General features: G+C 60.8%; 22 protein-coding genes. 16 read left to right on the top strand and 6 right to left on the bottom strand.

Annotated elements, in window-relative coordinates; genetic code table 11:
* The first annotated feature begins 70 nt into the window (after window positions 1-70).
* The 9 genes from YH63_RS00785 to YH63_RS00745 all read left to right on the top strand — a co-directional run bounded on the left by YH63_RS00785 (window position 71) and on the right by YH63_RS00745 (window position 8955).
* On the top strand, window positions 71-1540 hold the full coding sequence (locus YH63_RS00785) for a hypothetical protein (protein WP_046829252.1): 1470 nt from the start codon (window positions 71-73) through the stop codon (window positions 1538-1540).
* On the top strand, window positions 1537-2445 hold the full coding sequence (locus YH63_RS00780) for a UPF0280 family protein (protein WP_046829253.1): 909 nt from the start codon (window positions 1537-1539) through the stop codon (window positions 2443-2445). The genes YH63_RS00785 and YH63_RS00780 overlap by 4 nt, the downstream gene beginning before the upstream one ends.
* Window positions 2438-3022, top strand: coding sequence for an amino acid synthesis family protein (locus YH63_RS00775; protein WP_046829254.1), 585 nt, complete (start codon window positions 2438-2440; stop codon window positions 3020-3022). The genes YH63_RS00780 and YH63_RS00775 overlap by 8 nt, the downstream gene beginning before the upstream one ends.
* Window positions 3019-3603 carry an amino acid synthesis family protein gene (locus YH63_RS00770; RefSeq protein WP_046829255.1) on the top strand — a complete coding sequence of 195 codons (585 nt, stop codon included), beginning with the start codon at window positions 3019-3021 and terminating at the stop codon, window positions 3601-3603. The genes YH63_RS00775 and YH63_RS00770 overlap by 4 nt, the downstream gene beginning before the upstream one ends.
* Before the next feature lie 111 nt (window positions 3604-3714).
* Entirely contained in the window at window positions 3715-4935 is a 1221-nt protein-coding gene (locus tag YH63_RS00765) for an ABC transporter substrate-binding protein (protein ID WP_046829256.1), read from the top strand.
* Window positions 4936-4992: 57 nt separating this feature from the next.
* A complete protein-coding gene (locus YH63_RS00760; RefSeq protein ID WP_046829257.1) occupies window positions 4993-6879 on the top strand; it encodes an ABC transporter permease in 1887 nt (628 codons plus the stop codon).
* On the top strand, window positions 6876-7667 hold the full coding sequence (locus YH63_RS00755) for an ABC transporter ATP-binding protein (protein ID WP_046829258.1): 792 nt from the start codon (window positions 6876-6878) through the stop codon (window positions 7665-7667). Before YH63_RS00760 ends, YH63_RS00755 begins: the two co-directional genes overlap by 4 nt.
* Window positions 7664-8368, top strand: coding sequence for an ABC transporter ATP-binding protein (locus YH63_RS00750; protein ID WP_046829259.1), 705 nt, complete (start codon window positions 7664-7666; stop codon window positions 8366-8368). The genes YH63_RS00755 and YH63_RS00750 overlap by 4 nt, the downstream gene beginning before the upstream one ends.
* Before the next feature lie 50 nt (window positions 8369-8418).
* Window positions 8419-8955 carry a MarR family winged helix-turn-helix transcriptional regulator gene (locus tag YH63_RS00745; protein WP_083992680.1) on the top strand — a complete coding sequence of 179 codons (537 nt, stop codon included), beginning with the start codon at window positions 8419-8421 and terminating at the stop codon, window positions 8953-8955.
* Window positions 8956-8966: 11 nt separating this feature from the next.
* On the opposite strand, the gene YH63_RS00740 is transcribed toward YH63_RS00745, so the two are convergent.
* Entirely contained in the window at window positions 8967-10166 is a 1200-nt protein-coding gene (locus YH63_RS00740; RefSeq protein ID WP_046829261.1) for an amidohydrolase family protein, read from the bottom strand.
* Window positions 10167-10342: 176 nt separating this feature from the next.
* Between YH63_RS00740 and YH63_RS00735 the strand changes: the two genes are divergently transcribed.
* A complete protein-coding gene (locus tag YH63_RS00735; RefSeq protein WP_046829262.1) occupies window positions 10343-11116 on the top strand; it encodes a ferredoxin--NADP reductase in 774 nt (257 codons plus the stop codon).
* 39 nt (window positions 11117-11155) lie between these two features.
* Here YH63_RS00735 and YH63_RS00730 read toward each other — a convergent pair whose 3' ends face one another.
* Both YH63_RS00730 and YH63_RS00725 read right to left on the bottom strand, forming a co-directional pair.
* The gene (locus YH63_RS00730) at window positions 11156-12805 is read right to left on the bottom strand and encodes a Na/Pi cotransporter family protein (protein ID WP_046829263.1); all 1650 of its coding nucleotides are present in this window, start codon (window positions 12803-12805) and stop codon (window positions 11156-11158) included.
* Between the two features lie 31 nt (window positions 12806-12836).
* Window positions 12837-13625 (bottom strand): DeoR/GlpR family DNA-binding transcription regulator, encoded by a 789-nt coding sequence (locus YH63_RS00725; RefSeq protein ID WP_046829264.1) that lies wholly within the window; start codon window positions 13623-13625, stop codon window positions 12837-12839.
* 241 nt (window positions 13626-13866) lie between these two features.
* Between YH63_RS00725 and YH63_RS00720 the strand changes: the two genes are divergently transcribed.
* The 6 genes from YH63_RS00720 (at window position 13867) to YH63_RS00695 (ending at window position 20392) form a co-directional block, all read left to right on the top strand.
* Window positions 13867-14883 (top strand): ABC transporter ATP-binding protein, encoded by a 1017-nt coding sequence (locus YH63_RS00720; RefSeq protein ID WP_046829265.1) that lies wholly within the window; start codon window positions 13867-13869, stop codon window positions 14881-14883.
* Window positions 14884-14932: 49 nt separating this feature from the next.
* Window positions 14933-16210: an ABC transporter substrate-binding protein gene (locus YH63_RS00715; protein ID WP_046829266.1), complete on the top strand. Its 1278-nt coding sequence runs from the start codon at window positions 14933-14935 to the stop codon at window positions 16208-16210.
* A gap of 45 nt (window positions 16211-16255) precedes the next feature.
* Entirely contained in the window at window positions 16256-17176 is a 921-nt protein-coding gene (locus tag YH63_RS00710; protein WP_046829267.1) for a carbohydrate ABC transporter permease, read from the top strand.
* Entirely contained in the window at window positions 17173-17982 is an 810-nt protein-coding gene (locus tag YH63_RS00705; RefSeq protein WP_046829268.1) for a carbohydrate ABC transporter permease, read from the top strand. The genes YH63_RS00710 and YH63_RS00705 overlap by 4 nt, the downstream gene beginning before the upstream one ends.
* Entirely contained in the window at window positions 17982-18818 is an 837-nt protein-coding gene (locus tag YH63_RS00700) for an endonuclease/exonuclease/phosphatase family protein (RefSeq protein WP_046829269.1), read from the top strand. Before YH63_RS00705 ends, YH63_RS00700 begins: the two co-directional genes overlap by 1 nt.
* A gap of 236 nt (window positions 18819-19054) precedes the next feature.
* Complete coding sequence (locus tag YH63_RS00695; protein WP_246657981.1) at window positions 19055-20392, top strand: GumC family protein; 1338 nt, start codon at window positions 19055-19057, stop codon at window positions 20390-20392.
* Here the strand turns inward: YH63_RS00695 and YH63_RS00690 are convergent.
* Genes YH63_RS00690 through YH63_RS00680 form a run of 3 tightly spaced genes read right to left on the bottom strand, consistent with a single transcriptional unit; the run spans window position 20379 to window position 23448 of the window.
* Window positions 20379-21164, bottom strand: coding sequence for an enoyl-CoA hydratase/isomerase family protein (locus tag YH63_RS00690; RefSeq protein ID WP_046829271.1), 786 nt, complete (start codon window positions 21162-21164; stop codon window positions 20379-20381). The two genes, YH63_RS00695 and YH63_RS00690, sit on opposite strands and share 14 nt — an antisense overlap.
* Before the next feature lie 31 nt (window positions 21165-21195).
* Window positions 21196-22356 carry an acyl-CoA dehydrogenase family protein gene (locus tag YH63_RS00685; RefSeq protein WP_046829272.1) on the bottom strand — a complete coding sequence of 387 codons (1161 nt, stop codon included), beginning with the start codon at window positions 22354-22356 and terminating at the stop codon, window positions 21196-21198.
* A 33-nt stretch (window positions 22357-22389) separates the two neighbouring features.
* Window positions 22390-23448, bottom strand: a complete 1059-nt coding sequence (locus tag YH63_RS00680; protein ID WP_046829273.1) for an acyl-CoA dehydrogenase family protein — start codon at window positions 23446-23448, stop codon at window positions 22390-22392.
* Window positions 23449-23623 lie beyond the last annotated feature (175 nt).

The raw sequence follows: 23623 nt of genomic DNA, 5'->3' as shown, positions 1-23623 counted from the left end.
GACTGACTGAACTAATCCTCGCGGCATTGGCGCCGCGCATCAGTTCGCTGGCTTGCACGCGAGTTTGGTCATGCAAACCGAGGTGACCTCCGTTACAGCGCCCGGCAGCGCGGACAAGATCCGCTGCGATGCGTGCCCGGTGATGTGTTACATCAAGCCCGGCGCCGCGGGTGCGTGCGATCGCTATGCAAACAACAATGGCGAACTGGTGCGCGTCGATCCGCATGTCGTGCTCGAGCGCACGGTTTCGCATGGCGGTCGGCTGGTTCCGTTTCAGGCCGGTGGCGATTGGGACGGCAAGATCGTTCATGAGCCTGGCGTTTTCGTCACGGCCATCGGTGCCGGCACGACCTATCCCGATTACAAGCCTGCGCCATTCATCGTTTCTTCCGAGATAGACGGTGTCGATATGGTCACGGTGGTGACCGAGGGCATCTTCAGCTACTGCGGCGTCAAGGTGAAGATCGATACCGATCGCTATCTCGGGCCTGAAACCGCGACGGTGCGCGTGCAGGGCGAGGCGGTGGGGCACGTCACGACCGGAGAATATGGCTCGCAGATGCTGTCGCTCGGCGGCGTGCATCACCTGACCGGGGGATCGAAGAAAGAGGGGCGTATCACTTGTGACGCGCTGATGGATCTGTCCAACGGAAAGCCTGTCGAACTCACAATCGACGGTGGCGCGACGGTGGTGGTGCAGGCTGGTTACCCGCCGATCGTCAACGGCGTTCCCGAAGAGCGCATGCGCGTCGGCTGCGGCTCTGCGACAATCGGCATGTTCGCCAAGCAGTGGCATGGCAAGGTTGATGAAGTGGTCGTGGTCGACGATCACATCACCGGCGTCCTGTCGGAGCATCAGGCGGGCAAGCTTCTCGATATTCCCGACACCGGTATCAAGATGAAGGGCCGGCGCTCGACACCCGGGCGCTATTTCCAGGTCGCCGAACCCGGCACCGGCTGGGGCGGGACCAACATCTCCGATCCTCTTTCGGTGCTGGGTCCGTTCGATCCCAAGACCGCGCATCCCGGCATGCGGATGATGATGGTGAGCACCACCGGCGAACACGCCGCTTATTTCGAACTCGACGAGGCGCTGAAACCCGTCGAGAAAGAGATGCCGGCCGACCTCAAGCTATCGGTTGAGCGGATTCAGGAAAACTGCGAACCGGCCCTGTGCACGGTGCTGTTCATGGGCGGCGCGGGCGGATCGCTGAGGGCGGGCGTCACCGACAACCCCGTGCGGCTCACGCGATCCGTGAAGGATGCGCTGACGTCGGTAACCTGCGGCGGTGCGCCGGTCTATGTCTGGCCGGGCGGCGGCATCACTTTCATGGTCGACGTGACTCAGGTTCCGGAGGGAGCCTTTGGCTATGTGCCGACACCTGCGCTGGTCGCGCCCATCGAGTTCACCCTGCGGCTTTCGGATTATGCCGCGCTCGGCGGTCACATGGATCACGTGCGGCCATTGGCGTCATTGAAGGACAGCACGGAAATCCGTCAATTGCCGCGACAAACTTCTGAGCCGAGATCGCGCCCATGACACGGCTCCCGCAGATTGGATGGCTGGCGGACGGCAGGCGGCTTCACCTGCAGGATGGTCCCATCGATCTGATTGTGGAGGCGCGTGGCGCGGGGGCTGCTGTTCGTGCGGCATATGAAGCTTCCATTCGGCAATTCACCGGACTCCTCGACGAACTTTGCGAAGAGTTGCTGGAACTGCGCAAGGCTGCGCGGCCTGACGTCTGCTCCTTGAACGGCGTTGTCGCACGTCGCATGCATGACGCGGTCGCGCCGTTTGCCACGGATCATTTCATCACGCCGATGGCGGCGGTCGCCGGTTCCGTCGCCGAGGAAATTCTTGGCGCCATGACGCAAGCGGCCGATCTTGATCGTGCCTATGTCAACAACGGCGGCGATATCGCGCTGCATCTTGCCAATGACGAGCATTTCAGAGTTGGTCTGGTGAACCGGCCCGATACACCGGCCTTGATCGGGACGACGGTCATTGCGGCGAGCGATCCGACACGAGGTGTCGCGACCAGCGGATGGCGTGGGCGCAGTTTCTCACTCGGTATTGCTGACGCAGTCACGGTTCTGGCGCGAACCGCTGCGCAGGCCGATGCCGCCGCAACCATTATTGCTAATTCGGTTGATCTGCCGGGGCATCCCGCCGTCGCCCGTTGCCCGGCGGCTGAGGTTCAGCTCGACAGCGATCTCGGTGCGCGTCTCGTCACCCGGGATGTCGGCCATTTGCCGCCAGACGATATTGCCGTCGCTCTCGAGGCTGGCGCGGACAGTGCGCGGCTGTTGCTTGCTGCGGGATTGATCGATGGTGCAGCACTTCATCTGCAGGGCGAGACGTGCGTTGTCGCTCTGAGGATCGCCGATGGTGTTGCGCCGTTACAGCGCTCGACGGTCCGAACCGAAAGTTTGATGTATGTCTGAGATTGCGATCCGCAAACGCGTCACGCTGATTGAAGAGATTTTCCATGAGGGTGGAAAGCCGGCGGTGCGACCGTTACGCCGCGGCGCGATCCTATGCGTGATCCGTAATCCGTTTGCCGGGCGTTATGTCGAAGATATCGCCGGCTTCATGGACGATCTCACGCCGCTTGGAATCGCGATGGCGGGCGCATTGTTGAAGGCGCTCGGTGGCGATCCTGCCGTCATTCAGGGATATGGCAAGGGAGCGATCATCGGCTCCGCCGGTGAACTGGAACACGGCGCGTTGTGGCATGTGCCCGGTGGCTACGCGATGCGGGAAATTCTCGGCGAGGCGAAGGCTATCGTGCCGTCTGCCAAGAAGGTCGGGGGGCCGGGTGCCCGGCTTGACGTGCCGGTGACACACATCAACGCGTCTTATGTGCGATCCCATTTTGATGCCATGGAAGTCGGCATCTCCGATGCCCCGCGCGCTGATGAATTGCTCTTGGCGCTTGTGATGACCACCGGTTCGCGGATTCATGCCCGGGTCGGTGGTCTCAAGGCCAGCGAGATCAAGGGGGAGGATGGACTGCGATGAGTGCCGTCATTCGCAAGATCGTTATCGTCGTCGAGGAGACTTTGATGGAGGGTGGCCGGAATGTCTCGCCGCCGACCCGCCGCGCGGCGGCGATCGCGGTGATCGATAATCCATTTTCCGGAAAATTTGTCGATGATCTCGCGCCCCTCATCGCCATTGGCGAGGAACTGGGCGAATTGCTTGCCGCCCGGGCGGTCGCGGCACTGGGCATCGAAGGCAGCAAGGCGCAAAGCTACGGCAAGGCGGCGGCGGTCGGCGAGAATGGCGAACTCGAGCATGCGGCAGCAATCTTGCATCCCAAAATGGGCGCGCCGGTGCGCAAGGTGCTGGGCAAGGGTGCTGCGCTGATACCGTCATCCAAGAAGCGTGGAGGTTTGGGAACAGTGCTTGATATTCCGCTGGGTCACAAGGACGCGGCGTTCGTGCGCAGTCATTTCGACGGCATGGAAGTGCAGATCAACGATGCGCCGCGCGCCAACGAAATCATGGTTGCGGTTGCCGTGACCGATAGCGGGCGTCCGCTGCCGCGTGTCGGCGGCCTGACGATTGAAGAAATCAAGGGTGAGGATGGCCTTCGGTAGCTGTCTGATTCCTGAACGTGCGAGAGGAATTGCCGGACCATCCCCGAGTGAGAGAAGGGATGGACGGATGTCACGGCGAAGCAGACGCTTCGCCAACATTGGAGGTCTGGGATGCAACGACGCAAATTTCTTTTGAAAGGCCTGTTAGGCACAAGTCTCTGCGTGGTGTTCGGCAGCATGGCGACATCCGCCATGGCGCAGAGCGGCGAAATCAAGATTGGCGAGATCAACAGCTATTCGCTATTGCCGGCGTTCACCGAGCCTTATCGCAAAGGCTGGCAACTCGCGGTCGAGGAGGTCAACGCGGCAGGCGGAATCAACGGCAAGAAGCTGGTTGTCGTGTCCAAGGACGATAGCGGTAAACCCGCTGACGCGCAGACCGCCGCGAACGAACTGGTCTCGAACGAGAACGTGGTCATGCTGACCGGCACGTTCCTGTCCAACATCGGGCTCGCGGTGAGCGACTTTGCCAAGCAGAAGAAGGTGTTCTTCCTGGCTGCCGAGCCTTTGACCGACGCGATCACCTGGTCAAAGGGCAATCGTTATACGTTCCGCCTGCGGCCATCGAACTACATGCAGGCGGCGATGCTGGTCGATGAAGCCGCCAAGCTGCCAGCAAAGCGCTGGGCAACCATCGCGCCGAACTACGAGTACGGCCAGTCCGCAGTTGGCATTTTCAAGAAGCTGCTGTCGGAGAAGCGGCCCGACATCCAGTGGGTTGACGAGCAGTGGCCGCCGCAGGGCAAGATCGATGCAGGCCCGATCGTGCAGGCGCTGGCGAACGCAAATCCGGAGGCCATTCTCAACGTGACCTTTGGTGCGGATCTCGTGAAGTTCGTTCGCGAGGGCAACACCCGCGGTCTGTTTAAGGATCGTTCGGTGGTCAGCTTCCTCACCGGCGAGCCGGAATATCTGGATCCGCTGAAGGAAGAAACTCCCTCAGGCTGGATCGTCACCGGTTATCCCTGGTACAGCATCAAGACGCCCGAACATGATGCGTTCCTGAAAGCCTATCAGGGCAAGTTCAACGACTATCCGCGGCTGGGCTCCATCGTCGGTTATCAGACGATCAAGGCCGCAGCGGCGATTCTCACCAAGGCCAATTCGACTGATCCGGAAAAGATGATCGCGGCGGCGGAAGGCCTGTCGATGTCGTCGCCGTTCGGTCAGATCACCTTCCGCAAGAATGATCATCAATCGACGCTCGGTGCCTATGTCGGCAAGACAGCGCTGAAGGACGGCAAGGGCGTAATGGTCGACTCCGTGTATCGCAAGGGCGAGGACTTCCTGCCGAGCGATGCGGAGGTCGAGAAGCTGCGCCCGAAGGATTGATGTTGACGACCGCGGGCGCGCGATGCGCCCGCGGCATTTTCCAGCCCTGGATCGCATATGAGCTTCTACTTTGTTCAGTTCCTGACCGGTCTTGCGAGCGCGGCGTCGCTGTTCCTCGTGGCATCGGGCCTGTCGATTATCTTCGGCGTGACGCGGATCGTGAATTTCGCGCATGGCGCGTTCTATATGCTGGGCGCCTATGTTGCGTTCACCCTGACTGAGCGGCTGTCCGGCGCGCTGGGATTCTGGGGCGGCATTGTCGTTGCGGCGCTTGTCGTTGCGGTTCTGGGCGTGCTGGTCGAAATGGTGCTGCTGCGGCGGATTTATAAGTCGCCGGAACTGTTCCAGCTTCTCGCCACCTTCGGCCTGACCCTGATGGTTCAGGATATCGTAGTCCTGATCTGGGGGCCGGACGATCTGGTGGGCCGGCGTGCGCCCGGATTTCGCGGTGCGGTGGACTTCTTCGGCCAGAACATTCCAACCTATGACCTGTTTCTGATTGTGCTCAGTCCCGTGGTGCTGGGCGCCTTGTGGCTGTTGTTCCGGCGCACGCGCTGGGGCGTTCTGGTTCGCGCGGCGACGCAGGATCGCGACATGGTGGCCGCGCTCGGTGTCAACCAGAAGTGGCTTTTCACCAGCGTGTTCGCGCTTGGTGTGTTTCTGGCCGCACTCGGTGGCGCGTTGCAAATCCCGCGTGACGCTGTTCATCATGCGATGGATCTGCGCATCATCGTTGATGTTTTCGTGGTGGTCGTGATCGGCGGCCTCGGCAGCATCATTGGTGCGTTCGTTGCAGCCGTTCTGGTCTCCGAACTCAATGCGTTCGGAATCCTGATATTCCCAAAGATATCGATCATTCTCGTCTTTCTTGTCATGGCTGCGGTCCTCATCGTTCGTCCGTGGGGTCTGTTCGGGAAGCCGGAAGCGCCGGCGCGCAAGACGCCAGGACTTACGGTTCGTCCGTGGCGGCCTCTCACGATGAACGAACGTTTTGCGACGCTGGCTGTGTTGATTGTGGCAGCAGCGTTGCCGCTGTTTGGCGGCAACTACGCACTCAACGTCGGCGCGGAGATCGCGATCTTTGTGGTCTTCGCGGCCAGTCTGCATTTCCTGATGTCGGTCGGCGGCCTCGCGTCGTTTGGCCATGCGGCCTACTTCGGCCTTGGGGCCTATGGCGTCGCATTCTTCGCCAAGGCCGCGGGCCTGCCGATGATTGCGTGTCTGCTGCTCGGGCCGCTTTTTGGGCTGTTCGGTGCGGCGATTTTCGGATTTTTCGCGGTTCAACTGTCAGGCGTCTATTTTGCGATGCTGACGCTGGCCTTTGCACAAATCGTCTGGTCGATTGCGTTCCAGTGGGTGAGCGTGACCGGCGGTGATAATGGAATATTGGGAGTCTGGCCCGCGGCGTGGGCAGCAGGGCCTGCCAGTTTCTACTGGCTGTCGCTGGGCATCGCGACGCTGGCAGTTGTGGTGCTTCGCATCATCGTGTTCTCGCCGTTCGGTTACGCTTTGCGCGCGACACGGGATTCCATCCTGCGGAGCGAAGCGATCGGTATCGACGGCAAACGCATTCAATGGACCGCGTTCGTGATCGCAGGCACCGTCGCGGGTGTAGCCGGTGCGTTGTTCGCGTATCTCAAGGGCAGCGTTTTCCCCGACAGTCTGGGCATCTCGCTTTCGGTGGATGCGCTGGTGATGGTGCTGCTCGGCGGCGTCGAGACGGTATCAGGCGCGGTGGTCGGCGCGATCGTCTTCAAGGCCCTCAACATCTGGCTGGTGAGCCAGACGGATTTGTCCAAACTGGTGCTTGGCGCGATTATCGTGCTGATCGTGGTTGCCTTCCCGAAGGGCATTGTCGGTATGATCGAAACCATTCGCGCACGGCGTCAGTCGCAATCGTCGAAATCTGCCATTGTGGCATCACGGATCGAGACCGCCGAATGAGTGTCGCACCCACACTGCTTGCAGTCGAAGGCCTGACCAAATCCTACGGTGGCGTTCACGCCGTGCGCGGCGTGTCGTTCTCGCTAATGGCGGGCGAAATTCTGGCGCTGATCGGTCCGAACGGCGCTGGCAAGAGCACGTGTTTCGACATGCTCAACGGCCAGAACATGCCGGACAGCGGCAAGATCCATCTGCTTGGCCAGGACACGGTTGGCAAGAAACCACGTACCATCTGGCGGCTCGGTGTCGGGCGCACCTTCCAGATTACGGCGACGTTTCCCACCATGACTGTGCGTGAAAACGTGCAGGTCCCCCTCGTGTCATACAATTCCGAGCTTTTTAATATGTGGCGCTCGACCGCTGGATTTGAGCGTACTGAGGCCGACCGTCTGCTCGATCTCGTCGGGATGAGTGGCTATGCGGACCGGCCATGTGGAGAACTCGCCTATGGCGACCTCAAGCGGCTTGAGCTTGCAATCGCGCTCGCCAATCAGCCCAAGCTGCTTTTGATGGATGAGCCGACCGCAGGCATGGCGCCGCGCGAGCGTATCGCGCTGATGCAGCTCACCGCGCGGATCGCGCGGGAGAAGTCGATCGGGGTTCTGTTCACCGAGCACGACATGGATGTGGTGTTCGAGCATGCCGACCGTATCCTTGTGCTCAACCGCGGCTCGCTGATCGCGGAGGGCTCGCCGGAGGAAGTTCGGCGCAATCCGCAGGTCCGCGCAATCTATCTTGGAGAAGGCCTGGTGTACGACGCACGCCATCGCGAGGGGGCTTCGGCATGAAGCTCTCGGTGCAGGGACTGAACAGCTATTACGGGCCAGCGCATATCCTGTTCGATGTTGCGCTTGAGGTGGGTGATGGAGAAGTCGTGGCGCTTCTCGGTCGAAACGGCGCGGGAAAGTCGACGACGTTCAGGTCGATTGTCGGTCTGGTCGAGCAGCGCGAAGGCCAGATTGTTTTCGAAGGACAGGACGTTTCGAACCAGCCGACCCACGCCATTGTCCGCAGCGGGCTTGGCTATGTGCCGGAAGAGCGGCGGATATTCACAGACCTTACCGTTGATGAAAATCTCGAAGTTGGACGCCAGCCGCCGCGATTGAATGCACCGCGGTGGACCCGCGAGAAGCTGTTCAACCTGTTTCCCAATCTCGGCGAGATGCGCGGCCGCATGGGCGGGCGCATGAGCGGCGGCGAGCAACAGATGCTGACCATCGCAAGGACCTTGATGGGCAATCCGTCGCTGGTATTGCTGGATGAGCCATCCGAAGGATTGTCGCCCAAGATCGTCGAGCAGATGGTGGGCGCGATCCTTGCGATGAAGAAGGAGGGTGTCAGCATCGTCGTCTCCGAGCAGAATCTTCACTTTGCGAATCTGATATCGGATCGCGCCTATATCATCGAGCGTGGCCGCATCTGCTTCAGCGGCACGATGAGCGAACTCGAGGCTCGCCCGGACATTCGCGATGCACATCTGGCTGTGTAACTGGTGGGCGGCTTACACCGTCAGGCAAGAAGAAATGCTGGGGGAAAAGAATGGCCAAAGCTGCTCTGAATAAAGCTGCTCTTAGTAAGGCCGCTCTGAACAATGCTGGCGCTCAAGGTAAAGCAACAGCCTTGGTCAAGGGAGCCGCTCCCAAGCGGAGTACCAAGGGGCCAAAGCCACCCTATGTCCTCGATGATCAGATCGGATTCATCCTGCGTCAGGTCTGGCAACGCCACGCGACGATCTTTGCGAAGGAAATCGGGATCAATCTGACACCGACGCAATGGGCGGCTTTGGCGAAGCTCACCGAGACCGGGCCATGCTCCCAGAACCAGCTCGGTCGTTTGACGGCAATGGATGTTGCCACCATCAAGGGTGTCATCGACCGCTTGACCGCGCGCGGATTGACCGAAACAAGTTCCGACCCGCAGGACGGCCGCCGGCTTTTGGTCAGCCTGACCCGTGCAGGGCAGGTAATGGCCGAGAAGGCCGCGCCGAATGCGCTGGCCATCACCAAGGAAACACTCGCTCCGCTGGATGCAAAGGAGCGCGAAACTTTTGTGACGCTGCTGAGCAAGCTGAGGTGATCTATCGCTGATTAGTGCGCGACAATCTCCGGCACGTTGGTTGCTGGCGGCGTGTTACGGCTGCGCTGGGTGCGGACGATACCGTCGATGATGGTCATGCCGATGCCGGGCAGGTCGCCGAGCTGAACACTCTCCAGAATATTCTTTCCGGCCGAGTGCTGCGCTCTGTCCATGATGACGAAGTCTGCGGCGCGGCCGACTTCGATAATGCCGCAATCCAGCGCGCGCATCCGCGCGGTGTTGCCGGTGGCAAAGCAGAACGCGATTTCGGCAGGCACATCGCCGAGCGACGACAGCAGCGACACCATGCGCAGGATGCCGAGCGGCTGCACGCCTGAACCGGCGGGAGCATCAGTGCCGAGAATAACCCGGTTCAGTTCCTTCATCTCGCGGGCGATCCGCAGCGTATAGAGCGCGGCGCGCTCGTTGCCGTTGTGAACCAGTTCGAGGCCGCGCTTGCAGCCCTCGCAGATGCAGCGGATCTGTCCATCGGGCAGGGCGGTGTGGCCGCCATTGATGTGCCCGACGACGTCGGTGTCGGCTTCCAGCACGACGTCCGCGTCGATCAGGCCGGATCCGGGAATCGACGGACCGCCGGTGTGAATCGTGCTCTGGATGCCGTATTTGCGCGCCCATGCCACCATCTTGCGCGCGGTTGGGCCGTCCTTGACGCCGCCGAGGCCGACTTCGCCGAGCAGCCTGACGCCCGCTGCGGCCAGTTCCTTGAAGTCCTCTTCTGTCATTCCCGGCTCGATTACCGGCGCTCCTGCGTGAACCTTGACGCCGCCGGGGCGAAGATTGTCGAACGCACGCTGGGCAAAGATCGCCATGGCCTTCACGCCGACAATGTCGCGCGGACGGCCGGGCATGTGAACCTCGCCAGCCGAGATCATGGTGGTCACGCCGCCGTTCAGAAAACTGTCGATCCAGCCGATCTGATTCTGTCGCGGCGTCCAGTCGCCTGCTACGGGGTGAACGTGACTGTCGATCAGGCCGGGAGTCACTGTCGTGCCATTGGCATCGATGATGGTGGTCGCGCCTTCCGCGTCGATGTCCTTTGCCCGCCCGATCGCGGTGATCTTGCCGTTCTCCGCGATGATGGTGTCCGCGTCCAGTATAGGCTTTTCCATCGCCCCGCTCAGGATCAGACCGATGTTGCGGATCACCAGCTTGGTGGGGCCGGTGGTGCCCTGGGGCGCATCGTGGGACATGGATTATTCCTTTGGTTCAGGGGCTTGGCGGCGGGTCGGCGCCAACTTGAGCGCGCCTTGACGGCGGGATCAAGTTGGATTATTCATTAGTATACAAACGAAATTTGGCGAGGCAATCTGTCTCTGCGTTTTTTGATTTTGCCCCGCGATCAGACCCGCACACCGGATCGAGCGACATGAGCAACTTCAATCAGGAAAGCGTCCTCAGCGTCCATCACTGGACCGACACGCTGTTCAGCTTCACCACCACACGCGATCCGTCGTTCCGCTTCCGCAACGGCGAGTTCACCATGATCGGCCTGAAGGTCGGGGAGAAGCCGCTGCTGCGCGCCTACAGCGTGGCGAGCGCCAATTATGAGGACCGACTCGAGTTCTTTTCGATCAAGGTGCAAGATGGCCCGTTGACCTCGCGGCTTCAACATCTGAAGGAAGGCGACGAGATCATCGTTGGGCGCAAGGCGACCGGCACGCTCGTCATCGATAATCTGAGGAATGGCCGAAATCTCTATCTGGTCGGTACCGGCACCGGGCTCGCGCCGTTCCTGAGCGTCATCAAGGATCCGGAAACCTACGACCGCTTCGAGAAGGTCGTGTTGCTGCATGGTTGCCGCCATGTCGCTGAGCTGGCCTATGGCGAGATGATCAATGAGCATCTCCCAAAGGACGACTTGATCGGCGAACTGGTGCGCAACCAGCTGATCTACTATCCGACGGTCACCCGCGACCCGTTCCGCAATCGCGGCCGGATCACCGATCTGATGACATCAGGCAAGCTGTTCAACGATACGGGTCTCGCGCCACTCGAGGCTGCACATGATCGCGTCATGATCTGCGGCAGCCCCGCGTTGTTGCAGGACACCCGTACGCTGTTGCTCGACAAGGGCTTTACCGAAGGCAATCACGGCGAGCCGGGCGAGTTCGTGATCGAAAAGGCGTTCGTCGAACGCTAGTCGACGAGCATCGTACTGCTGGCGCAAAACCAGTGCGGCTTATGTCATGCGGCTTGGCAACAATGCTCCGGTGCGCTCCAGCACGGGATACGCGGCTGCGGCCACAATATATGAATTGATCAGCTTCATGTCGCGCAACAGATCGAGATGGATCGAGCTGGCTTGGGCGGTCTGAAGATCGCTGTCCCTGAGTCTGTCGAAATGCGAAGCGGTTGCCTTTGATTCTGCATCCCTGAAAACGGCCTTCTCATCGACCAGCAGCCGTGCAGTTCGCGGGTCTTCGGTGACGAACAGCGAAGCCGCCGTCTTGAGATTGACCGCAAGTCGCGCGATCATCGCAGTCAGGTCGTTCTGCTCCTCGTGGGAGAAAACAAGGCCGCGCTTGAGCCGCTTGGAGGCGTGCGGCAGGAAATTGCGGTCCACCACATCGCCGGCTTGTTCGATGTTCATTGTGAACGTCAGAATTTCATTCAGGCGACGCTGATCCGTCTCATTCAGTTCGTCCGGATCGAGCGATGTCAGGTAGGACTTGATCGCAATGTTAAGCTTGTCGAGGATATCTTCGCGCCGCCGGATTTCCACGAGTAGCCGGCGGTCTCCCTTTGCGAGCCCGGCGTTGACCCCGAGCAGCATTTCTTCCAGCACGTCCGCCAGACGCAGCGCTTCGCGCGAAGCTGCGCCGAGCGCAACGATGGGCGTCTCCTTTGCCGCGGGGTCGAGGTAGAGTGGCCGCGCGGGATCGGCCGGATCGGCGCGGTCAGGAAGCAAGCGGTGAAGCAGCGATGCAAAAGGTGTCAGCAGCGGCAGCGACACCACCGCGATGGCCAGGTTGAAAAGCGTGTGAAAGTCGGCAACGGCGCGCGCTTTGTTTGGCTCTATCGCCATGATGAACTGACTGATCGGCCCCAGAAAGCCGATTGCGAGAGCAACGCCGACAAGGCGACCGATCAGATTTCCCAGCGCGGGACGTTTGGCCGCAGGATCGTCTCCCGCCGGGCCTTCAATCAGGGGATTGATAGCCGTTCCGATGTTTGCGCCGAGTACCAGCGCGAATGCGGCGTCCGGGGGTACGATCCCCTTTGTCGCCAGCGACATGATCAGCAGGACGATGGCAACGCTCGAATGGGCGGCCCATGTCAATGCGGCCGCAAGACATACATCCAGCAACCATGATGATGAGATCAGGCCCAGCAGCGCGGCCAAGGTCGGAGAACTCTCGTAGCCCGTCATGAGATCGAGGAGGTGGCGCAGCGCAAGGAGCATCAATCCGAGACCAATGAACACGCGGCCAAGGTCGTGGGCCTGCGTCCGCGAATCCCTGCGGAACATCAGCATGCCGATCAGGACGAGGGCGGGTGCGACCAGTGTGACGTCGAACGAGAGAACCTGGACGATCAAGGTCGTCCCGACATTGGCGCCAAGCATGACGGCGAGGGCGGGCACCAGTCCCATAAAGCCGCCCGCTGCGAAACCGGCCGTCATCAATCCGGTTGCGGTGCTGCTCTGGAGGACTGCCGTGACACCCATGCCTGCAAGGAACGCGCGAAAGCGATTGCGCAAGGCGCTGCCGAGGATCGCGCGCAACTTCGAACCGAAGGCGCGCTGGATGCCGGTTTGCACCATATGGGTGCCCCACAGCAGCAAGGCGATGAACCCGGCAAGGTCGATCAGGTTGATGGCCAGGGTCATGATCGAGTCCCCTTAGAGCGCCGAAAGGAGTCTAGGCGGCCTGCACGCGGCCGTCGCCCACGACGCGGATCTTGTCGCCATACTGTTCGGCGATCCGTTGAAAATCAGCCTGAAGCGGCTTGTCTGTGAAAAGATGATGGCAGTCGCTGATGTGTCCGCCGCGGACGGTGGCGCTGCGGCCGAACTTGCTGGCGTCGGCGACCAGCAGGGCAGTCCGGCAATTCGCAACGATGGCCTGGCGCGCCTGGACCTCGCCGGAATAAAAATCGAGCAACGTGCCTTCCTCGTCGATGCCGCCGACACCGAAAATCCCGATATCGGTCTTGAAGCGCGAGAAGAAGCGCACCGCCGCGTCGCCGATGATGTCGCGATCGAGCGGGCGTAGCGTTCCGCCCGCGATTGTGATTTCGACATCGGGGTTGCGTGCGAACGCAGACGCCACATTGAGATTGTTGGTGATGACGCGCAGATTTTTTCGGTCCGCGAGCGCCCGCGCGACATATTCGGGCGTCGTCCCGAGCCCGATCATGATCGACGCGCCGTCGGGAATGAAATTGAAGACCGCCTGCGCGATCTGCCGCTTGGCCTCGAAGTTCAGGCCTTGCCGGCTTTCATAGGCGAGATTCTGGTTCGAGACCGGCAGGCCAACACCGCCATGGATGCGGCGCAGCAAACCCTGATCGCAAAGCTGGTTCACGATCCGGCGTGCGGTTTGCTGCGTCACGTTGAAATGCGCAGCAAGATGCTCGATCGAGGCGAAACCCTTTTCGCGCACGATTTCGAGGATCAGCGTCTGTCGCTTGTTTGTCATCTTGAGCATGTATCTGATTGAAATATTATCATCCGAACCAGAAACGCGCAATTTCTTATTTCGTTTGATCAAGATTTATGTTCGAATGAACATATGGAGAGCTTTTTGATGTTGCCTTGGACGGGAACGAAGCGTTCTTTTGACGTGAGCCGGTTGTGGCAGTCTCGGACCAGCGGGATCGTCCGGCGCGCATGCCCGTGCACAAGGAGAGGCTCTCGTATCTCTCAATTTGTCCGGACCGGGTAGGTTCATGTCGGCGATCAGTCTCGATCATATCTCCAAGAACTGGGGCCCGATGCGCGCCGTTGACGACGTGAGTCTCACGGCGGATCAGGGCTCGCTGCTGGTGCTTCTGGGGCCATCGGGTTGCGGAAAATCCACGACCTTGCGGTTGATCGCTGGCCTCGAGCAGCCGGATGGCGGCACCATTACAATCGGCGGGGCCGATGTAACGAATCTGACGCCGGCTCAGCGCAAGATCTCGATGGTCTTTCAGTCCTACGCGCTATTTCCGCATCTGAGTGTCAGAGAGAATATCGTCTTTGGCCTGCGTGTACGCCGCGTGTCCCGCGCGGAGCGTGATGCACGGCTCAAGCGCGTCGCCGACATCGTTGGTCTCGGCCATCTGCTGGAGCGCAAACCGTCGCAGCTTTCCGGCGGCCAGCGTCAGCGTGTCGCGCTCGGTCGCGCCATTATCGCTGAGGCGAAAGTCTGCCTGATGGACGAGCCGCTCTCCAACCTCGACGCCAAGCTGCGCCATGAAATGCGCACCGAAATTCGTTCGCTTCAGCAGCGTCTCGGCATGACGATGGTTTATGTGACTCACGATCAGACCGAAGCCATGACCATGGCCGATCGCGTGGTGCTGATGCGTGACGGCCGTATCGAGCAGAACGGCACGCCTGAAGAGCTTTACAATCGACCGGCAACCGCTTTCACGGCGCGCTTCATCGGGACGCCGCCGATGAATCTGATTGCGCGGGGCGACCGGTTGCTCGGCATTCGTCCAGAACATATTCGCGTCGTGTCGCATGACGGTCATTCGGCGCGCGTAAAGGCGGTCGAGCATCTCGGCGCTGACAGCATCATTCTTTGTGAAATCGACGGTCAGCGGGTTTCGGTGCGACAGGACGGATTTTGCAAATCACAGCCGGGAGACGACATCCGGCTCGTTTGGGATGCGGGTTTCGAGCATCAGTTCGACAAAACATCGGAGCGGCGGATCGAACCCGCGGCAGGCGAAACGAAAAGGGTTGCTGCTGTCTGAGGCCCTAACAGGGCGTCAGGCAGTCGAACGATAACAAGGGGAGGATGATATGAAATTTTTTGGACGAACGATGCTTGCGGCGGCTGCGCTTGCGGCTCTGTCTTTCGGTTCGCGGCCTGCGGCTGCGGTTGATCTCACCATGTATTATCCTGTCGCGGTCGGCGGCCCGGTGACCAAGATCATCGACGACATGGTGGCGCGTTTCGAGAAGGAGAACGCGGACATCAAGGTGACCGCAGTTTATGCCGGCAACTACACCGATACGATGACCAAGGCGATGACGGCGATGAAGGGCGGCCAGCCGCCGCAGTTGTCGGTGCTGCTCTCGACCGACGTGTTCACGCTGATGGATGAAAAAGCCATCGTGCCGATGGACGACCTCGTTGCCGACAAGGCGTGGTTCAAGGAATTCTATCCGGCGTTCATGGCGAACGGGCAGGTCGACGGCAAGACCTGGAGCATTCCGTTCCAGCGGTCGACCATCGTGCTGTACTGGAACAAGGACGCTTTCAAGGAAGCGGGTCTCGATCCGGAAAAGGCGCCCGCCAGCTGGGACGAAATGACCGAGATGAGCAAGAAGCTCGTCAAGAAGGATGCATCCGGTAACACCACCCGCTGGGGCGTCGAAATTCCGACGACAGGCTACGGTTACTGGATGCTTCAGGCGCTGGCGATCGAAAACGGCCAGAGGCTGATGAACGAGGCGGGCAATGAGGTCTATCTCACCGCGCCGAAGACCGTTGGTGCGCTGGATTACTGGGTTGATCTGTCGCGCAAGCAGGCGGTGATGCCTCCGGGCAGCATCGACTGGGCGACGCTGCGTACCGATTTCCTCGAAGGCAAGACCGCGATGATGTGGCACACCACGGGCAATCTGACCGCGGTGAAGGACGGCGCCAAGTTCAACTTTGGTGTCGCCATGCTGCCTGCCAAGGAACGCCGTGGCTCGCCAACCGGCGGCGGCAGCTTCTACATCTTTAAGGGCGCTTCGCCCGAGCAGCAGAAGGCGGCGGTGAAGTTCATCCAGTGGATGACGACGCCTGAGCGCGCGGCCGAATGGAGCATCAAGACCGGGTATGCCGCTGTTTCGCCCGCGGCTTACAAGACGCCGGCAATGGAGGCATACGCGAAGGGCTTCCCTGCAGCTCTGGTCGCTCGCGATCAGCTCGAACATGCTGTCCCTGAGCTGTCGGTTCACGAGAACGGCCGTATCTACAAGTTCGTCAACGACGCCATTCAGGCTGCGGTGACGGGTACGCAGAAGCCGTCGGAAGCTCTTGCTGCTGCCCAGCAGCAAGCCGACCGCGTGCTGCGCGCTTACAAGTAAAGAAAAGACCGGTTGGCGGTTCGCCGCCATCCGGTCAATTGTCCGATGACAGATCAAGCCGCCACCATGTCAGTTGCCGCACGCAGGCCGAAATCGCATGCGTGGTGGAATGCTGTGAACGCCTGGCTTCTGCTATTGCCAGCGGCGGTGCTGCTGATCGCGTTCACGCATTATCCAATCCTGGCGACCATCCGGCATTCGTTCTTTATTACGCGCCGGAACGGCACGGAAGTTTTCGTCGGCCTGGAGAGCTATCATGCGATGGCTGCCGATCCGATTTTCTGGAAGGCGCTGGTCAACAATTTCTGGTTTGCGCTGGGCACCATCCCGACGTCGATCGCTCTGGCGCTGTTGATGGCGATCTGGGTCAATCGCAACATGCGTGGCCGCGGCTTTCTGCGGCTTGCCTTCTTCACGCCGACCGTACTGCCGATGATCGCGGTCGCGAACATCTGGTTGTTCTTCTACACGCCGGATTACGGACTGCTCGATCAGTTGCGCGGGGTTTTTGGATTAGCCGGCTGGAACTGGCTCGGCGATCCCAGCACGGTGATGGGCTGTCTTGTTGTGATGGTGATCTGGAAGGAAGCCGGATTCTTCATGATCTTCTATCTGGCCGCGCTTCAGCAGTTGTCGCCGGATCTGGAGGAAGCCGCCGCAGTCGAAGGCGCAAGCCGCTGGTACACTTTCCGCCGCATTACCTTCCCGCTGCTGATGCCGACGACGTTGTTTGTGACAATCAACGCAGTGATCAATTCGTTCAAACTGGTCGACCATCTCGTCATCATGACCAAGGGCGGGCCCAACAACGCCAGTACGTTGCTGCTGTATTACATCTATGAAGTCGCGTTCACGTTCCAGGATTCCGCCTACGCCGCGACCCTGACGGTGGTGCTCTTGGTTCTGCTCAGCGCGGTCGCATTGATCAAATTCGGCTACCTCGATCGCAGGATTCATTATCAATGAACGGCCGCACGCATCCTCTTGAAGCGATTGCGGCGTGGCTGCTGGCGCTGCTTTGGCTCGCACCGCTGGTCTACGCATTCTGGAGCGCACTGCATCCAGCGGCTTACGCGACATCGTTCAGCCTGTCCGCGCCGTGGACACTGGAGAATTTTGCACGCGCGTGGGATCAGGCGCCGTTCGGGCGGTACTACATCAACACGGTCGTATTGGTCGTCATCATTCTGATCGGTCAGCTGATACTTTCGACGCTTGCGGCCTACGCTTTCGCGCGTTTCACGTTCCGTGGAAGCGGGATCGCCTTCGCACTGGTGCTATTGCAGTTGATGATCATGCCGGACGTGCTGATCGTCGAGAACTATCGCATGATCGGGAAGCTTGGCTTGCTCGACACGATTCCCGCGATTGCGCTGCCATACCTCGCAAGCGCGTTCGGAATTTTTCTGTTGCGGCAGACGTTCAAGAGCGTGCCGCAGGAACTGGTCGAGGCAGCCCGTGTCGAAGGGGCAGGCCCGCTGCAGATTCTCTGGAAGGTCTACGTTCCGCTGGCGCGGCCGACTTACGTGGCCTTCGGCCTCGTGTCTGTCAGCTATCACTGGAACAACTTCCTGTGGCCTTTGATCGTGACGAACTCGGTGGAAAGCCGGCCTCTCACGGTCGGCCTTGCGGTGTTCGGGGCCCCTGAGACCGGCGTGGACTGGTCGATCATCACGGCAGCCACGGTGATGACGATGGGCCCGTTGCTGATTGCGTTCCTGCTGTTCCAGAGGCAGTTCGTACAATCCTTCATGCGTGCGGGCATTCGCTGATGCGGCTGCTGACCTGGAATATTCAGTGCGGCAAGGGCTGCGATGGCGTGACCGATCTTGCGCGCATCGTCTCCGTCGCAAAGGAGTTGGCTGACGCGGACGTTTACTGCTTTCAGGAAGTCTCCGACAATTTTGCCAATCTCGACGGTGGCGCCGATCAAAGCGCGCAGCTGGCATCTCTGCTGCCCGGATATGTGCCGGTCTTTCGTCCGGCAATTGAAACCATCGATGGCGGCGGACGCACGCACCGGTTCGGAAACATGACGCTGTCGCGGTTGCCGGTGACACAGATATCCAATCATTTGCTGCCGTGGCCGGGAGCCGGCACTGTCCGCAGCATGCGGCGTCACGCGCTCGATGTGACGGTTCAGACGGCGTCCGGTGCGTTGCGCGTTGTCAACACCCACCTCGAGTATCATTCGGCCGATCAGCGCGAAGCGCAGATCAAGCGGTTGCTTGATCTTCAGGAAGAGGCATCGACAAGCGCCAAGGCGAGCGGTTCACACAACGAGCCCTATGCGGCCCAGACACTGGCAGCGTCAAGCCTGCTCTGCGGCGATTTCAATTTCGATGTCTCGGATCCTCAGCACGCGCTGATCAATGAATCAGCCCGTGCGGGGTTGAACTATCGCGATGCCTGGTTGATCTGTCATCCCGGAAAGTCTCACGCGATGACATGCGGACTATACGATCGCGTGCAATGGTCGGACGGGCCCGACTGCCGCGATTTCATCTTCGCGAGCGAGGATCTGAGCGGCCGGATTCGCCACATTGAGGTGGACGCCAAGACCGCGGCGTCTGACCACCAGCCAATCTTTATCGAACTCGCGGACTAACGCGCATATCCGGCTCATCGCGGCGTTTGTGGCTCCAGCCGCTTGGCGCAGGTGCCTTCAGCGGCCCGGTCTGAGGGCAGATTTTGTTCAATCATTGAACAAAGATGTCTCCCCAGGGAGCGCGGAGAGGGGCTAAACTGGCTCGGATTGTACTGCGTAGGGCCGTTAATATGGCGATATCCGAGAGCGACAGGCACGACGCGTACCTGCCGCGCATTCAGGCGCCCGCCCTGGATGTGGACGGCATCGCGGCGATGTTGCGCCGCCGGGCTGCATTCATTACCGCCGTGACGCTTGCATGCGCGGGTATTTGCCTTGCCTGGATTCTGCTGTCGGCTCCAAAGTATGTCGCTTCCGGCCGGATTTTGCTCGACGTGCCGGGAGCCCAGGTTAGCAGTGGTGGCGCGGCTCCGGCAGCGGGTAACGCGGACGCGACGGGCGTCGAAAACCAGATCCACGTCATGACATCGCGCAGTGTTTACGATCGGGTCATTGCGCAGGAGAAACTCGAAACCGATCCGCTCTTTGGCGGCAAATCGAAAGGCATTCTCTCCGCGCTTCTGGCCGGCGTCGGGCTTGCTCCTGCCGTCGATCGGCACGCGATGGCGCTGCGCCAGCTCGACCGTGCGGTCAGCATCGTGCGCAATCCCGGCTCTCATACCGTCGACGTCAACGTCGTCACACCGGATCGTGAGACCTCGGCTCGTGTCGCCAATGCCGTAATGGATGGCTATGTCGAGGAACAGGCGCAGGCGCGCAAGGGAGTATCGCCCAGCGCCGCCGCATCTCTCGGTCCACGGCTGGAAACGCTCCAGTCCCGCGTGCGGAACGCGGAACAACGCTATGAGATGTTTCGCGGTGAGAACCAGACGGTTGTCGCGACCGGTTCATCCAATGCCGAGAAGCAGATGAACGAGATTTCCGGCCAGATGAGCGCTGCCGAGGCCAAGGTCGCTGGTCTGCGTTCGACACTCAACCAGCTTCAGCGTGCCAGAAAGACTCTGGAAGCTGGAGGCATTCCCGACACGGCTCGCGGAGGAGCCGTGGGCGCGCTTGGAAATCGCTACGCAGCGGCGAGGCAACTTGAGCTCGACCTGTCCGAGACGCTTGGGCCCCGCCATCCCGATCTCATCATTGCGCGGATGCGGGCTAACGAAGCAAAACGGCTGCTGGATCAGTCGATCCAAGGGGCTGTTCAGTCAGCCACGAGCGAATTGGAGCGGGCGCGCTCGTCGGTAACGCAGCTCAGAAATCGTATTGAGGCGTCTAAACAGGACCTGATGAAGTCCAACGAAACGGTTGCACGTCTCAAGGAGCTTGAACGGGATGTGGAGGCGAGCCGGGTTGCCTATCAGGCTGTGCTGGCCCGGTCTCGCGACCTTGGCGGCCAACAGCAACCTGACAGATCGAATGCCCGGATACTCAGTCGTGCGACAGCACCGCTTGAGCCCAGCGGGGCGTTTCCCATCGGTGTGCTGCTCACCAGCTTGCTGATTGGGCTCGGCCTCGGCGTCAGCCTTGCATGGCTACTGGAACTGATGGACGAGCCGAAGGGACCCGTCACCGCCCCTTGAAGTTGCCGGCGCGGCGCTCTGCGGTCGCCTTGATGCCTTCCTGGAAGTCCTCGGTGTCGCGCAGCCACGTTTGCTCAGCGAGTTCATGATCGGTTTGCGCCTTGACGCGATCCGCCAATCCCGCACGCATGGTTGCGCGTGTTGACATCAATCCCAGCGGCGAATTTTCTGCGATCTCGTGTGCGAGTTTGAACGCTTCGTCGCGCACCTGATCCTGCGGCACCAACACGTTGGCCAGTCCCATGTTGAACGCTTCCTCGCCGGTCACGCGGCGGCTGGTGTAAAACATCAGCGCGGCGTTGTTCTTTCCGACCACTTCGGGAAGTGTCACGGTGAGGCCGAAGCCGGGGTGAAAACCAAGCTTGGTGAAATTCGCTGCGAAGCGGGCCTCGGGGCAGGTGACGCGGAAATCCGCCGAGACCGCAAGGCCCAACCCGCCACCGATGGCCGCGCCCTGGACGGCTGCAACGATCGGCTTCTTGTTGCTGAAGATGCGCACGGCCTCGCGGTAAAGGTCACCGGTTGTGCCGTCGCCGGACGCTGCGTCTCCATCAAAGCCCGCAGGCCGGTTGAAGTTCGCGCCCGCGCAAAACGCTTTCCCTTGCGAGGCGAGCACCACGGCGCGGCTGTCCATGTCGTTGTCGATTTGCCCGAGCGCGTCGGCGATCTGGCGGATCAGGGAGAGATCGAAGAAATTCAGCGGCGGCCGGCGAATTTCGATCAGCGTGACGTGGCCATGTTTCTCGACGCCGATATCGGTGAAGCCGCTCATTGATTTTCCTCGTTCGATGTTTGTTGTTGTCTCAGCGTAGCCCGAGTCCGCGCGCGATGATGCCGCGCAGGACTTCGGTGGTGCCGCCCTGGATTGTCAGTTTTGGTGCGGTCTTGATGGCGAACGTGAGCTGATCTTCCAGCGTCTGGTGGTTGGACGCGTCAAAGTCAATGAAAGCCGCAAGGTCGCGCACCCGGTGCGGCAACTGCTGCTCCCAGATGGTGCCGATGTCCTTGACGATGGACGCTTCGACGACAGGTTCCTTGCCGGCCTGCAGCATGCCTGCAACCGACACCGACATGCGGCGCATGGTGTGAAGCTGGGCGACGAGCCGGCCGATGCCTTCCGCGCCGCGCGTGTCGGGGTTTGACCCGAGTGCGCGCACGAGTTCGGTCAGCACGTAGTAGGTCTCAAGGAACCGTTCCGGCCCGCTGCGCTCATAGGCGAGTTCGCTGGTGGCCTGTTTCCACGCGCCGTCGATTTCGCCCAGCAGATGGTCATCCGGCATGAAGGCGTCCTGGAAGACAACCTCGTTGAATTCCTTCAGCCCGCTGATTTGCTCGATCGGGTTGACCGTGATGCCAGGTGTCTTCATGTCGACCAGGAACTGGGTCAGGCCGTGGCGGCGATTCTCCTTGGTCGGCGGCGAGGTGCGGAAAATCGCGAGCATGTAGTCGGCCATGTGCGCTGAGGTAGTCCAGATCTTGGTCCCGTTGATTAGCCAGCCGCCGTCGGTTTTGGTGGCCTTGGTCTTGGCTGCGAACAGGTCAGAGCCGGAGTTCGGTTCGCTCATGCCGATCGCGAAGCAGACCTCGCCGCGGCAGATCCGCGGTACAATGTCCATCTTGATCCGCTCGTTGGCATATTTGAGCAGCACCGGGCCGCTCTGGCGGTCGGCGACGAAGAAGCGGCGGGTCGGCGCATTGGCGACGCGCATCTCCTCGGTGACGACATAGCGTTCCAGAAAGGTGCGCTCGTGACCACCATATTGTTTCGGCCAGGTCATGCCGATCCAGCCGCGCTCGCCGACCCGTTGGCTGAACTCCGGAATGTCGGTGTCCTCGCGCTGCGGTTCATGCGGATTGAAGGTGCCGGCGGCGATCTCCTCGGCGAGGAACGCACGCACTTCGCGTCGCAGCGTCTCGCATTCTTCCGGCAAACGGATCTGGTCGAAACGAAGCGCTGCGGTCATCTCATATTTCCTGAAAATTCGATTGTGATTTGATTACCGCGACGCGACCAGCGGCCACAGCTCATCCGCGCCGCGAGCAGCGACAAACTTGCCAAGCTCGGTCGCCCAGTAACTCTCGTGGCCGAAATCGTCGCGCCAGCCCAACGCGCGTAGCGTGTAGCGATGCAGGATGTGCTCCATCGAGAAGCCGATGGCGCCATGCACCTGATGCGCGATCGCGGTGCCTTTCTCGGCGGCTTCCGCACAGCGGACCTTGGCCGATGCAACCTCCAGAAACACCGCATCGTCGAACAACGAACTGCTTGCGATCGCGTCGGCGGCCGATCCTGCCGCGGCGACGGCGGCGGCGACTTCGCCCGCGAGCCGTGCGAGGTTGTGCTGCACGGCTTGGAACTTCGAGATTTTCTTCTCGAACGCCACACGCTCGTTCGAATAGCGCACGGTGATCTCGAGCATCGTCTCCAGCGCACCAGCGATCTGCAGGCTGCGCACCGTCGCGCCCATCTGCATCAGTGATGTCGGCGTGAAAGCGGATGGCGCCGGTTTGGACGAAACGGGCCTGACATTGTCGAGCGTCACGGTGTCCGATGCGTCATTGCCGAGGCTCTCGCCGGTCTCGATCCGGCAGGCCGATGTCTCCACCAGTGCAATGGAGTATCCCTTCGCACTTTGTGCGATTACCGCGATATGCGCGGCCTCGGATGCGAACGGCACCCCGCGAAGCCGTCCGCTGAGCGTACCGTCGGCATTAAGCGCGACGCGATCCTGCGGTCGCGCCGGTGCAACCGTCATCCTGCCTGCGGGGGAGGGAATCCCAGCCTGCGCCAGCAGCCAGCCCGCCAGCATTGTTTCGACCAGCGGAACAGGCACCGCAAATTTTCCGGCGGAAGCCGCAACCGCAAAACCATCCGCGAGGCTCGCGCCGGAGCCGTCGCACTCCTCCGGCACCCACGACAGCGGCAGACCTGCATCCGTCAGCGCGCTCCACAGCGGCTGCTTCCAGCCATCATTCGCGGCGCCGTTGATGTTCTGCGCGTCCGCAAGATCCGCAAAAATCCGCTCCGCCGTCTCCGCAACAATATTCTCGCTCACGCTACAGGGCCTTTTCCAATTGTCCGCAGGGGCTGATCGTCATCCATCATAGTCCTGCACATTCTTTTGCCCAGCCGTCCAGCCAGGATGCGGTTTTTGCAACGCAACGTGCGTCGATTTTGGATGCCAGCGCGTGGCTGGAGTCGCGGGAATGACGTCGGCGGAACGCTATCCT

The organism is Afipia massiliensis (assembly GCF_001006325.2).
GTDB lineage: Bacteria > Pseudomonadota > Alphaproteobacteria > Rhizobiales > Xanthobacteraceae > Afipia > Afipia massiliensis_A.
The sequence above is the reverse complement of the archived record's forward strand: the minus strand, read 5'-3'. Positions and strand labels throughout refer to the sequence as shown.